Source organism: Erythrobacter sp. NFXS35 (genome assembly GCF_040148725.1).
GTDB lineage: Bacteria > Pseudomonadota > Alphaproteobacteria > Sphingomonadales > Sphingomonadaceae > Erythrobacter.
Genome location: NZ_JAGDEB010000003.1, coordinates 610,798 through 622,958, shown reverse-complemented (window position 1 = coordinate 622,958; position 12,161 = coordinate 610,798). Strand labels below are relative to the sequence as shown.

Annotated in this window: 11 protein-coding genes; 5 read left to right on the top strand and 6 right to left on the bottom strand. The window is 63.4% G+C overall.

What is annotated here, in order from left to right:
- Window positions 1–50 precede the first annotated feature (50 nt).
- The 4 genes from J3454_RS14580 to serS all read right to left on the bottom strand — a co-directional run bounded on the left by J3454_RS14580 (window position 51) and on the right by serS (window position 3,636).
- Complete coding sequence (locus J3454_RS14580) at window positions 51–392, bottom strand: hypothetical protein (protein WP_349513027.1); 342 nt, start codon at window positions 390–392, stop codon at window positions 51–53.
- A gap of 126 nt (window positions 393–518) precedes the next feature.
- A complete protein-coding gene (locus J3454_RS14575; protein ID WP_349514484.1) occupies window positions 519–1,589 on the bottom strand; it encodes a potassium channel family protein in 1,071 nt (356 codons plus the stop codon).
- Window positions 1,589–2,353: a 5'/3'-nucleotidase SurE gene (surE, locus tag J3454_RS14570; RefSeq protein ID WP_349514483.1), complete on the bottom strand. Its 765-nt coding sequence runs from the start codon at window positions 2,351–2,353 to the stop codon at window positions 1,589–1,591. Before surE ends, J3454_RS14575 begins: the two co-directional genes overlap by 1 nt.
- A complete protein-coding gene (serS, locus tag J3454_RS14565; RefSeq protein ID WP_349514482.1) occupies window positions 2,353–3,636 on the bottom strand; it encodes a serine--tRNA ligase in 1,284 nt (427 codons plus the stop codon). Before serS ends, surE begins: the two co-directional genes overlap by 1 nt.
- Here serS and J3454_RS14560 point away from each other — a divergent pair.
- Window positions 3,635–3,952 carry a hypothetical protein gene (locus J3454_RS14560; protein WP_349514481.1) on the top strand — a complete coding sequence of 106 codons (318 nt, stop codon included), beginning with the start codon at window positions 3,635–3,637 and terminating at the stop codon, window positions 3,950–3,952. The genes serS and J3454_RS14560 overlap by 2 nt on opposite strands.
- 62 nt (window positions 3,953–4,014) lie before the next feature.
- Here the strand turns inward: J3454_RS14560 and J3454_RS14555 are convergent, their stop codons facing one another.
- Window positions 4,015–6,360, bottom strand: a complete 2,346-nt coding sequence (locus J3454_RS14555) for a TonB-dependent receptor (RefSeq protein ID WP_349514480.1) — start codon at window positions 6,358–6,360, stop codon at window positions 4,015–4,017.
- A 121-nt stretch (window positions 6,361–6,481) separates the two neighbouring features.
- Between J3454_RS14555 and J3454_RS14550 the strand changes: the two genes are divergently transcribed.
- The 4 genes from J3454_RS14550 to J3454_RS14535 all read left to right on the top strand — a co-directional run bounded on the left by J3454_RS14550 (window position 6,482) and on the right by J3454_RS14535 (window position 11,390).
- On the top strand, window positions 6,482–7,123 hold the full coding sequence (locus J3454_RS14550) for a TetR/AcrR family transcriptional regulator (RefSeq protein ID WP_502878605.1): 642 nt from the start codon (window positions 6,482–6,484) through the stop codon (window positions 7,121–7,123).
- Between the two features lie 187 nt (window positions 7,124–7,310).
- Window positions 7,311–9,575, top strand: coding sequence for a TonB-dependent hemoglobin/transferrin/lactoferrin family receptor (locus J3454_RS14545; RefSeq protein ID WP_349514479.1), 2,265 nt, complete (start codon window positions 7,311–7,313; stop codon window positions 9,573–9,575).
- 20 nt (window positions 9,576–9,595) lie between these two features.
- Window positions 9,596–10,615: a DUF6607 family protein gene (locus J3454_RS14540; protein ID WP_349514478.1), complete on the top strand. Its 1,020-nt coding sequence runs from the start codon at window positions 9,596–9,598 to the stop codon at window positions 10,613–10,615.
- A 97-nt stretch (window positions 10,616–10,712) separates the two neighbouring features.
- The gene (locus J3454_RS14535; protein ID WP_349514477.1) at window positions 10,713–11,390 is read left to right on the top strand and encodes a Fe2+-dependent dioxygenase; all 678 of its coding nucleotides are present in this window, start codon (window positions 10,713–10,715) and stop codon (window positions 11,388–11,390) included.
- On the opposite strand, the gene J3454_RS14530 is transcribed toward J3454_RS14535, so the two are convergent.
- Window positions 11,364–12,098 (bottom strand): SemiSWEET family transporter, encoded by a 735-nt coding sequence (locus tag J3454_RS14530; protein WP_349514476.1) that lies wholly within the window; start codon window positions 12,096–12,098, stop codon window positions 11,364–11,366. The two genes, J3454_RS14535 and J3454_RS14530, sit on opposite strands and share 27 nt — an antisense overlap.
- Window positions 12,099–12,161 lie beyond the last annotated feature (63 nt).

Here is a 12,161-nt window from a genome sequence, read left to right as displayed (position 1 = left end):
GAAGGCGAATGGCGGGTCTTGGCACTCTCGTGACATAAGCAGGCGCTACGTTAGTCGGCTTTTTTGGGTCGCCCACGTCGAAGATCGAGCAGCTTCGCCTCGAAATCTTGAAGCAGATGCGCCCCGCTTTGAATGTCGCCACTTTTGAAAGCAGCATATGATGCTTCCAGCAGTGTCGTGACTTGTGGGATTGCCTCTTTGTCCTTGATTCGGTCAAACGAGACCGGAAGACCACTACGTAAGATATCATAGGCTTTTTCGAGCGTCATTTGCTCTTCAAAGTCTTCTTTTGGAAACCCGAGCGAAGCGCCCATTACGACATAGGCAATGTGATTTCGATACTCCCAGAACCGACCGAACCCATATTCCCTTTCCTTCTGCCGCTCGTCCATGCTGCCCCCAGATCGGAATGTCCGCTGGCAGATGATCTGTCACAGCAAAAGAACGGCGGCAATGGGGTCGATAGCTGAACGGCAGCTTTTTTCCCTGACGCGGGCAAAGCTGCCGTCGCCTTGAATTCACCCGTCCTCGCTTCCCGCGGTCGGCACGATCTCGACCACGACATCGCCGGGCTGGAGCGAGCGGCATTCATCTTCCCAGAACCCGATGGCGCGGCCGTTGCGATAGACGCGCAAGCCCTGGCCGCCGGTTGCCAGATCGGTGATCGGGCGCCCGCATTCCGCTTCGGTCACGACCCGCTCCACCAATTGCACGCGGCCGCTGACACTGGCGAGATCGGCGAGATAATCAGAGATATGCGCGCCCTTGACGCTGCCGGCCAGCAGCAGCCCGGTGAAGCGCACCGGATTGATGACGTTGTTGGCCCCCGCCTGCCGCGCGAGCAATTCGTTGTCTTCGGCGCGCACCACCACGCTGATCGGCACGTCGGGCGCAAGGTGGCGCACCGTCAGCACCAGCAGGATCGAGGTATCGTCGCGCCCGGCCGAGATCAGCACGCTCTGCGCCTGTTCTATCCGCACCGCCTTCAGCGTTTCGTCGCGCGTGGCATCGGCGGCCATGACATTGACGCCCAGCTTTTCCGCCTCTGCCAGCCGGTCTGCGGATGGATCGATCACCACGATGCAGCGTGGATCGACCCCGCGTTCGATCAACTCGCCCACGCTTTGCGAGCCGGACACACCGTAGCCCAGCACCACCACGTGATCGCTCAGCTGTTCCTGGATACGAGCCATGCGAAACTTCTCCCAGCTGCGCTTGATAACGAAATCATAGGCCGCGCCCACGAAGATGAACAACACCGCGATCCGCACCGGGGTGACGATCACCGCCTCGATCAGCCGCGCGCGGTCGGACACCGGGGCGATATCGCCAAATCCGGTGGTGGTGACGGAGATCATGGTGAAATAGACCACGTCGAGAAAGCTGATGTCGCCGTCGACATTGTCGACCAGCCCGTTGCGGTCCCACCAGTGGATCATGATGACCATGAAAAGCAGGCCCAGCGCGAACCCCGCCCTGATACCGATATCGCCCCACACCGGAATCTTCACCTGCCGCCGCAGCGGCGTGAACTGGTCGGCCAGCTTCGGCTTGCGCTTGAACGGGTTGCGGCCAGCCTGAGGGGGCATCAGTCGCCGAACCGTTCGGCAAGGATGCCGATGGTGGAATAGTGGGTGAGATCGAGCTGCAGGGGAGTGACCGCGACATAGCCGTCGTCGATCGCCTCCAGATCGGTGCCGTGGTCGAGGGTGTGCTCGATCGGGTCGAGCCCGAACCAGAAATAGCGGTAGCCGCGCGGATCGCGGCCTTCGACGATGCTGCCGCGCGAGTAATCGTGGAAGCCCTGCCGCACCACGCGGATGCCCTTCACGTCCTCGGGCGGGAGCGCGGGAAAGTTGATGTTGATCAAGGTGCGTTCGGCCATCGGCGCGTCGATCAGGCGGCTGAGCACCTTCGGCCCCCATTCGCGCGCCGCGCTGAAGGGCACATCGTCGGCCATGCCTTCGCGGGCATAGACCTGGCTGAAGGCGATCGAGCGGATGCCCGCCAGCGCGCCTTCGATCGCGGCGGAGACCGTGCCCGAATAGGTGATGTCATCGCCAAGGTTCGCCCCGCGGTTGACGCCCGACAGGATGATATCGGGCGCATCGGGCATGACCGTGCGCAGCGCCATCATCACGCTATCGGTCGGCGTGCCGGTAACGGCGAAGCGCCGCTCGCCCAGCGTGTTGAGCCGCACGGGCCGCGTCAGCGTGAGCGAGTGGCCCGCGCCCGATTGTTCCTCGGACGGGGCGCAGATCCAGATATCGTCGGAAAACTGGCGGGCGATTTCCTCCAGCACCTTGAGGCCGGGGGCGTGGATGCCGTCGTCATTGGTGAGGAGGATGCGCATTAGGTGGATGGCTCCAGTTTCGTGACACCGCCCATGTAGGGCAGCAATGCGTCAGGCACGCTGACGCTGCCGTCGGCGTTCTGGTAATTCTCGATCACCGCCACCAGCGTGCGCCCGACCGCAAGGCCGGAGCCATTGAGGGTGTGGACGAACTGCGTGGTCTTCTGCTCGCCCGCAACGCGGTAGCGGGTGTTCATCCGCCGCGCCTGAAAATCGCCGGTGTTCGAACAGGAGGAGATTTCGCGGTAAGCGCCTTGGCCGGGCAGCCACACTTCAAGGTCGAACGTCTTGCGTGCGCCGAACCCCATGTCGCCGGTGCACAGCAGCAGCTTGCGATAGGGCAGGTTCAGGCGTTCGAGCACCGTTTCCGCCGCGCGAACCATGCGGTCATGTTCGGTCCCGGAATCCTCCGGGCGCACGATGCTGACGAGTTCGCATTTTTCGAACTGGTGCTGGCGGATGAACCCCCGCGTATCGCGCCCCGCCGCGCCTGCCTCGGAGCGGAAGCATAGTGTGAGCGCGGTGAGCCGCATGGGCAGGGCGGCCTCGTCGAGCAGTTCGCCCATGACGCTGGCGGTGAGGCTGACTTCGCTGGTGGGGATGAGCCAGCGATCATCGGTAGTGCGGAAGCTATCCTCAGCAAACTTCGGCAGCTTGTCGGTGCCGTACATCGCCTCGTCCTTGACCAGCACCGGCGGGTTGCATTCGGCATAGCCATGCTCGCCGGTCTGCACATCCAGCATGAACTGCCCCAGCGCCCGGTGCAGCCGCGCCATGTCGCCGCGCAGGAAGGTGAAACGCGCACCCGATAACCGCGCGCCGGTTTCGAAATCCATGCCCAGCGCCGGAGCCAGATCGGCGTGTTCCTTGGGCGTGAAGTCGAACTCGCGCGGGGTGCCCCAGCGCGACACTTCGACATTCTCCTCCTCGCCCGCGCCATCGGGCACGTCGTCGGCGGGAAGGTTGGGGATGATTTCCAGCGCCGCCTTCAGCTTCGCCGCCAATTCGTCGGCGCGGGCTTCCAGTGCTGGCATTTCGTCCTTCAATGCGGCGACTTCGGCCTTCAGCGCCTCGGCTGCGTCCTTGTCGCCCTTGCCCATAGCCGCGCCGATCAGCTTCGACGCCTCGTTGCGGCGGCTCTGGGCGAGTTGCACCTGCGTGGTCAGCGCCCGGCGGTCTTCGTCGAGCGCGATCAGCGCAGCGGCCAGCGGGTCAGCCCCGCGCCGTGCAAGCGCTGCATCAAAAGCCTCGGGATTTTCGCGGATCGAGCGGATATCGTGCATGGCCCGCGCCTATGCCCGCTCAGGCGAGGCAAGGGAAGGTGGAATTGCGGGAACCGGCGCGGGTTTCGGTCCGTTGGATCAGCAGGAGGAACCCTATATGATACGCAGATTAATAGGCGGCGCCATCGGCGCTCAGGTGGCAAAGCGGCATCCCGCACTCGGCGGCGTGGCAGGTGCGGCGCTGGCTACCGCAGTGCCGTTCGTGGTCAAGCGGGTTAGCCTGCCTGCGATGGTCGCACTCGGAGTGGGCGGCTATGTTGCCAAACGCGTCATGGACAAGCGCGAACAGCCCCAAGGCCCGAATACGCCTGAGTAAATGCAAACGGGCGGAGCGACATAAAGCCGCTCCGCCCGCTTCCCCCGTCGAACACAAGTCTCTTAGAAATTGACCTGCGCGGTCACGAAGATCCGGCGCGGGTCGCCGTAAAAGCCGGTCAGCGTGCCTTCACGGCCCAGCGTCGGGACAAACGGTGTGCCCGGCGGCGTGCCGCCGGCCACGAAGTTGTAGCCCGACACGATATATTCCTTGTCGAACAGGTTCTTGCCGTGCAGCCCGATCGAGAACAGCCCGCTGTCCACGGTGTAGACCACACTGGCATCGACCAGCACGAAGCCATCCTGATCGAGGAACGGATTGGGCGCTTCGAACTGGCTGGCGTCCGACCGCAGCGAGGCAAGGCCGATGAAATCCATCATCCCGCTCGCCACCGGCACGCCGAAGTTGAAGCCCATGTGCGCGGTGATGTCGGGCGTGTTCTGGAACACGCGTTGATCCGCCACGTCATTGCCGAAATTGTCGATGAAGGTGTTGTACTTGGCATCGAGCACACCCAGCGACCAGTTGATGCTGAAGCGGCTGCCATCGCCGGCGAAATCCTTGCCGACCAGCGCAGTGCCTTCGAACTCGATCCCGTTGACGTCCGCGCTCGCGGCGTTGGAGGTGATGCCGATGAAGGTATCATTGGTACCATCGTCATTGCTGTCGAACCCGATCGATCCGGGGATCTGGACGTTGTCATACTGGCCGAGGAACCCGGCCAGGCTGATGTTCAACCGGTTATCGAGAAGTGATGCCTTCCACCCCAGTTCGAAGCTGTCGACCGTTTCCGGCTCGAAGCTCATGAAGTCGAACACTTCCTGCGCGTCGCAGGCGCCTCCGGAACTGTCCCGGCATGCCGTCGTGACACCGCGTGGGTCGAAGCCGCCGCCCTTGAACCCTTGCGAATAGGTGAAATAGAAGTTGTGATCAGTATTGGGCTGCCAGCTGATCGAAGCGCGCGGGTTGAAATCCTTGAAAGTGCGGCTGCCTTCGAAATCGCTGGTGACCACCAGCGGCGTTCCGGCCCCACCGAAAATGTCGGAATAGCCGCCAAGGAAGGTCGTGCGCAGTACCCGGCTCGACCGTTTGTCGTTGGTGTAGCGGCCACCGACCGAAACGCTGACCGTATCGGTAAGGTCATAGGTGAAGTCACCGAACACCGACCACGTCTCGGTGCCCACATCGCCCAGCGTCTGAGCGTTGAGACCCGGCAGGCCGACGCTGGGCAGCGCGCCGGTGGTGAACAGCGCCACGTCGAACGCGGTGAAGGCATTGGCGTCGAGGTAATAGAACCCCAGCACGCCGGACAGCCGGTCGCCCTCGTAAAGCAGTTGCAATTCCTGGCTGAACTGGTCGTTTTCGTAGATTGCGGGCACGTCGAGGTCGACTGCAGGCAGACTGTCGAAATCGATCGGGCTGGTAGAACTGTCCTCGCGGTAGCCGGTGATCGACTTGAAGGTGAGGGTATCGGACAGCTCGATCGCGACGTTAAGCGCGCCGCCATAGGCTTCGACTTCCTGATCGACGATGTCGAGACCCGCGCGGGTGTCGAACACATCGTCGAGCACTGGAGCGCCGGTGAGCAGGCTCTCGATCAGGCGGTGGCCCTGCCGGGCTTCGCTGTCGTCCTTGATGTAATCGCCCGACAGGCGGATGAACACCGGCCCGCTATCGAATTCGATCGTGCCGCGCGCGGCCCACACGTCCTTGTTGTAGTTTTCCGTGCCGAGCGTGAGGTTGTCACCGAACCCGCCGCGCGAAAGCCGTGCACCGCTGGCGCCGATCTTGAGATTGTCGCTGATCGGGGTCGATGCGCTGACGATCAGATCGGCCTGATCGTAAGAGCCATAAGTCCCGCGCACCATGACGCTGGTTTCGTCGGGCAATTCGGCGGTGACATACTTGATCGCGCCGCCGATGGTGTTGCGCCCGTAGAGTGTGCCTTGCGGCCCGCGCAGCACTTCGATGCGTTCGACATCGTAGATATCGAGCACTGCGGCCTGCGGGCGGTTGAGATAGACGTCGTCGATATACAGACCCACGCCCGCTTCGAACCCGGCGACCGGGTCCTGCTGGCCGACGCCGCGGATGAAGGCGGACAGCGTGGTGTTGGTGCCGCGGCTGACCTCCAGCGTGACGTTGGGCACCTGCTGGGCGATCTGGGTAAGGTCCTGCACGCCTTGCTGGATCAGGCTGTCACCCGAAAGCGACGTGACCGACAGCGGCACGTCGATCAGGCGTTCCTCGCGGCGGCGGGCGGTGACGATGATGACGCCTTCTTCGGCCTGTTCGTTGGCGCTGGCGGTGTCCGCAACCGCGTCCTGCGCAGCGACCGGCGCGGCGAAAGTGGCAATTCCGGCGCATCCTGCAAGCAGCAGCGCACGTTGGCAAAAAGCTTTTCTCATGGGGTGTTTCCTCTCCTGGCCCTCTTGTGCAGGTACCAATATTGAAAGTTGAACCACCTTTCAAGTTTAGACTTGTGCCTGACCCTTGTGCGGCCTACCGAAAGCGCGGAGGGAGTAGCTGATGAGCAACACTCGGGGCACCGGGATGAGCGTCGCGCGGGCGGCCGGCGGCGAGGGCAAGGCGCCGCGCACCGAGCGCGGGCGGCGGACATTGCGCAAGCTGCTGGACGCGGCGGCCGAGGAATTCGGCGAGAAGGGCTTTCACGAAGCTTCGGTGAGTTCGATAACCCGCCGGGCCGGCGTGGCGCTGGGCAGCTTTTACACCTATTTCGACAGCAAGGATGCCCTGTTCCGCGCGCTTGTCGCCGACATGAGCGAGAAGGTGAAGACCAGCGCTCGCTCGGCGCTGACCGATGGCATGGGCGCGTTGGAAATCGAGCGTGCGGCGCTCACCGCCTTCCTGCGGTTTGCGGCAGAGCACAAGGAAATCTACCGCATCATCGACGAAGCCGAATTCGTCGATCCCGATAGCTACCGCACGCATTACGAAACCATCGCCATGCGGATCGCCGATCGCTTGCGCGCAGGGGCGGAAGGCGGCGAGTTTCGCGGCGGGCTGGGCGAGCTCGAGGCGTGGGCAGTGATGGGAATGAACGTCTTCGTCGGTCTGCGCTATGTCGTATGGGGCGATGCCCAAATGCCGCCGGAAGCTGCCGCCGCCGGGGTCAATCGCCTGCTGGCCGAAGGCGTCCTGCGCCGCTGAGCGCTGCTGCGCCGATTTGCAAAGAAGTTGTTGTGCCGCAGGCGGTCCGGATGAGCCGGGGCGTCTGAATTCCTGCATCTGCAAAGACTTGTTTGCAAACGATTCGCATTCGCAAATCTGTTGACTCTCATTCGCAACAAGATCATTGACGTGGCAATTCCCTTGTTATCAGCAGGATGCCTCTCGCGTGTACTTGATCAAGAAACTTGCTCTCTCCGCAGCCCCTCTCGCCGTTCTCGCCGCCCCTGCCGCTGCCGAAGTGGCTGCCGAAATCGCGACCTCGGACGCCGGTTCCGAAAGCCAGCAGCAGACCGGCCGCATCACGGTCACCGCCACCCGCACCCCGGTGCTGCAGGAAGAAGCGCCCGCTACCATCACTATCATTACCGACGAGGATATCGCCGACCAGCTCGCCACCGACATCAAGGATCTGGTGCGGTTCGAACCCGGGGTCAGCGTTCCGCGCGCTCCGGCACGCTTCGGTGCCGCTTTCGGAGCTACCGGCCGCGCCCGCAACGAAGGCTTCACCATCCGCGGCATCGGCGGGAACCGGGTGCTGATCCAGGTCGACGGAATTCGCGCACCCCAAGGATTTGCCTTCGGCCCGCAGGACGCAGGGCGCGGGGGTTTCGCCGACGTTAGTCTGGTCAAGCAGGTCGAGATCCTGCGCGGGCCCGCCTCGGCGCTCTATGGCAGCGACGGGTTGGCAGGTGCAGTCAGCTTCGTAACGTCCGACCCGGTCGATCTGATCGGAGCGGAAAGCTTCGGCGGTTTTGTCACCTCGCAATATTCCAGCGAGGATAATGAATTCGCTCAGACCGCAACGCTCGCGGGGCAAACCGGCAATGTCTCCGCGATGATCGCCTATACCCGCAGAGACTTCGAGGAGCTCGAAAACCGCGGCACCGCTGATGGCACCGGCCCGCTGCGCACCGCGCCCAACCCGCAGGACGGGCGCAGCGATGCGGTGCTGGCGAAGCTGGTGTGGGACAATGGGCCGCACCGCGTCCGTTTGACCGGAGAGTGGCTCGATTCGGCCGTCGAGACCGAAGTGCTGACCGGCCTTGGTCCTGCCTTCCTGTTCGGCCCCGCGCCGGTGTGGACGGTCGACGCGCTCAACGCGCGCGACACCAATGAACGCGTGCGCGCCTCGCTCGACTGGACCTATGACGGCAGCCCCGATGACCTGATCGAATATGCTTTCCTGTCTGCCTTCTGGCAGGACAATGAGGATCGCCAGTTCGCCTTTGAAGAACGCACTCAGCTGGGCTTCATACCGGCTCCCGATCGCGAGCGGCTCAACACCTTCGAAAACCGGGTCTACGGCGCGGTGGGCGAGGCGCGTTCATCGTTCGACCTCGGCGGAATGCAGCACCGTATCGCGTTTGGCGGCGATATCAGCTGGACCCGGCAGGAAGGCCTGCGCGACGGAACTTTCCCGGGCCGCGGCGAAAGCTTCCCGACCCGCGCTTTCCCCGCCACCGACTTCACGCTCGGCGGGATCTTCCTGTCGGACGAAATATCGCTGCTGGACGGCGCGCTGACCCTGTTTCCGGCGCTGCGGTTCGACTTCTACGATCTCAATCCGACCGACGATCCGTTGCTCACCGGTTTCACCCCGCAGGGCCAGAGCGACAGCCGCTTCAGTCCCAAGTTCGGTGCGACGGTGAAGCTGGCCGAGGACGTGATCCTGTTCGGGAATTACGCACAGGGCTTCCTTGCGCCGACGCCGGGCCAGGTGAACAACTTCTTCGAATTCATCGCCGGGGGATATACCTCGATCCCCAATCCCGATCTGCGTCCCGAAACCAGCGAAAGCTGGGAAGTGGGCGCGCGCTATGTCGGGGACATTTTCTCGCTGCAGGTCACCGGCTTCCGCGGCGATTACGACAATTTCATTAACCAGCAGGTGGTCTCGGGCGGGTTCACGCCGCAGGATCCCGCGATCTTTCAGTTCGTCAATTTCGCCGGGGCGCGGATCGAAGGGGTGGAGGCGCGCGCCGAGATGAAGCTGGATAGCGGTTGGAACGCGCGTTTCGCGATGGCCTATGCCGATGGCGACACCTTCGACCCGTCCGGGGCGCGCCTGCCGCTCGACACGATCGATCCCTTCAACCTTGTGGCCGGGCTCGGGTATCGCGATCCGCGCGGGCGGTTCGGCGGCGAACTCATCCTGACCCACAACGCCCGCAAGGAAAGGGACGAACTGGAACGGGCCGCCGATGGCACCGACCTGTTCGTGCGGCCCGATGCCGCGACAGTTCTGGATCTGACCGCCTTCCTTGCCGTGACCGATCGGCTGAAACTGCGGGCGGGCCTCTTCAATCTGACCGACGAGAAATACGCCCTGTGGTCCGACGTGCGCGGCCTCGGGGTCAATGATGCCGCGATTTTCGATGCCTTTACCCGGCCGGGCCGTAACCTCAGCGTTTCGGCCAGCTACCGCTTCTGAACCTGAAAGGAGGATACCCCATGAAACGTTTGACCCGAATTTTCCTCGCTGCCGGACTTTCCGCCGCAGCACTGGCCGCCGCGCCCGCCCCCGCGCTGGCCGATGCGCCGATCGTGCGCGGTGAAGACGCCGCCGCCGCCGCCTTCGCAGCCGATCGTGAAACCATCCTTGCGATGGCGGGCGATTTCAAGGTGACCTTCGACATGCAGGAATCGACACCGTGGATGGAGGGCTACGAACCGCTCGAGCGCAAGGTATCCGGCGGCTACGAATCCGTTCGCGTGATCGAGGACACCGGTACCAAGATCGTGCTGCAGCACCTGCTGGTGACCGGCGACGACGCAAACCCCTATATCGTCAAGCATTGGCGCCAGGACTGGGAATACGAGCCCGAAAAGATCCTGACCTATGCGGGCGGTGACAGCTGGGAATGGAGCGCAGTGCCCGAAAAAATGCGCGCCGGGCGCTGGTCGCAGACGGTTTATCAGGTCGACGACAGCCCACGCTATGCTGGCTGGGGTCAGTGGGAGACCACCCACGGCGTGAAGCGCTGGCGTTCCAACTGGACAGCGCGCCCGCTCGCCCGCCGCGATGCGATCCGCAACCCCGTTTACGATCACTATATGGGCATCAACCGCCACCAGCTCACCCCCACCGGCTGGATCCACTGGCAGGACAACACCAAGATGATCGCGCCCAAGGACGGCGCGGGCCGGAAAGAGGGGGATGCGCCGACGCCGGTGGTGCAGGAATATGTGCTCAACACCTATGAGCGGTTCGACGGCTACAACGTCGCTGCGGCCGAGGCCTATTGGGACAAGACCAGGACCTTTTGGGACGCCGTGCGCGGCAAGTGGGACGCAGTCGCCGAGGCCAATGGCGGCGTGCGCATCGAGCAGGAAGCGGGGGCAGGCACGGCGATCGCCAACGATCTGCTGATCCTCGCCGATTTGATCAAGGCAGGCAAGGAAACGCCCGAAGCCGCGAGCGAAAAGGCGATTGCCATGATCGCCGAAGGCACTGCGCGGGGCGGCGGCTGATCGGTTTGCCGGGTTGCGGCGGGGGGATGTGTCCTCTCCTCCCGCCGCTTCGGCCCACGCTTCCCAAGCGGCTCGGCCCGCGATAGAGCGCTGGTCCATGATCCTTGTCATCAACGCGCTCAACGACGCCGATCACCTTTCCGCCTTGCGGGAGCGGATCGACCTGCTCGAATGGCGTGACGGACGTTCGACCGCTGGCGCGACCGCGCGCGAGGTCAAGCGCAACCTGCAGGCGGCAATGGACACATCTTCCGGGCGGCGGATGCACGACGAACTGCTGCCGCTGATCGCCGAAAACGCAGTGGTGAAGGCGGCTGCACAGCCGCGTCGCATCTCTCCGCTCATCATCAGCAAGACCGGGGTGGACGGACAATATGGCGCGCACGTCGATAATCCCCTGATGGGGAAGGGTGCCGCCCGCTTGCGCACCGACATTTCATTCACGCTGTTTCTGACCCCGCCTAGCGAATATGATGGGGGGGAGCTGGTGATCCATGCCGCTGGCATGAACCAGGAGATCAAGGGTAATGCCGGGCATCTGGTGCTTTATCCTTCCACCAGTATCCACGAAGTGCGCCCCGTCATCCGCGGCGAACGCGTCGTCTGCGTGGGGTGGATCGAGAGCCTGATCGCCGATGGGGGCCGCCGCGAGATGCTGTTCGAACTGGAAAACCTGCGCACGTCGCTACGCCAGAAGCTGCCGCTGCAATCGGCCGAGTTGCTCACGCTCGACAAGACCATCGCCAACCTATTGCGGATGTGGGCGAACGCCTGAGACCTTGGGCGTGCCGGCCCGTTTGGCCCGAATCGTGAAATACAGGATCAGGCTGACACCGATTACGCTCGGCCCGGCCCAGATCGCGGGGTTGAACACCTGGTCGGGCACCAGGCGGATCAGGCCGACCGACATGAAAGCGGTATAGGCCGAAATGCCCATGCCGATCAGCGCCCGGAAATGCTCGCCGATATAAGTGCCGCGCGGGGGATCGCTGGCCCGCCAGATGTAGACTTGCTGGATTATCATGGCGACGATGCCGATGAAGGCGACCAGCATCATCAGCGGGTGCCCGACAGTGAACCCATAGATCCCGCACCACGCGCCGGTAATCACCACTGCCGCGATCACCGCCTGATAGCGAAGCCTGCGCAGCGCCCGCCGATCGCGTGAATGGCGCACCACGGCGAGGCCATAATCGACAAAGCCGATAGTGAGCGTGCCGAGGTACAGCATCATCCAGCCGAACAACCCCTCATACAATGCGCGGTCGGTCACTTCAGGGTGTCGTTGCTCGGGCCCATAAAGCGAAAGCAGCGCCATTGCGATGGCCAGCGACCCCGCGCCAAGAAAGCCGCAACACGCTGTCTTGCCCCACTTGCGATGATTGGCCGCGCCCTTGCGCGTGACGATCGGCCCCCAGAATGCTGCCAGCCCCACCGTTCCGGTGACCACATGGGCAACAACAAGGGCTTCGAACAGCGCCATGCCCAAGGCATGACATAATCCGCATGACTATCCTAGGTCAGATTTTACCATGCCTCTGGCGCA

Coding starts and splice junctions, on each gene's coding strand:
- J3454_RS14580 (WP_349513027.1), bottom strand. CDS start 392: ATGGACGAGCGGCAGAAGGAAAGGGAATATGGGTTCGGTCGGTTCTGG.
- J3454_RS14575 (WP_349514484.1), bottom strand. CDS start 1,589: ATGCCCCCTCAGGCTGGCCGCAACCCGTTCAAGCGCAAGCCGAAGCTG.
- surE (WP_349514483.1), bottom strand. CDS start 2,353: ATGCGCATCCTCCTCACCAATGACGACGGCATCCACGCCCCCGGCCTC.
- J3454_RS14560 (WP_349514481.1), top strand. CDS start 3,635: ATGGCCCGCGCCTATGCCCGCTCAGGCGAGGCAAGGGAAGGTGGAATT.
- serS (WP_349514482.1), bottom strand. CDS start 3,636: ATGCACGATATCCGCTCGATCCGCGAAAATCCCGAGGCTTTTGATGCA.
- J3454_RS14555 (WP_349514480.1), bottom strand. CDS start 6,360: ATGAGAAAAGCTTTTTGCCAACGTGCGCTGCTGCTTGCAGGATGCGCC.
- J3454_RS14550 (WP_502878605.1), top strand. CDS start 6,482: ATGAGCAACACTCGGGGCACCGGGATGAGCGTCGCGCGGGCGGCCGGC.
- J3454_RS14540 (WP_349514478.1), top strand. CDS start 9,596: ATGAAACGTTTGACCCGAATTTTCCTCGCTGCCGGACTTTCCGCCGCA.
- J3454_RS14535 (WP_349514477.1), top strand. CDS start 10,713: ATGATCCTTGTCATCAACGCGCTCAACGACGCCGATCACCTTTCCGCC.
- J3454_RS14530 (WP_349514476.1), bottom strand. CDS start 12,098: ATGGCGCTGTTCGAAGCCCTTGTTGTTGCCCATGTGGTCACCGGAACG.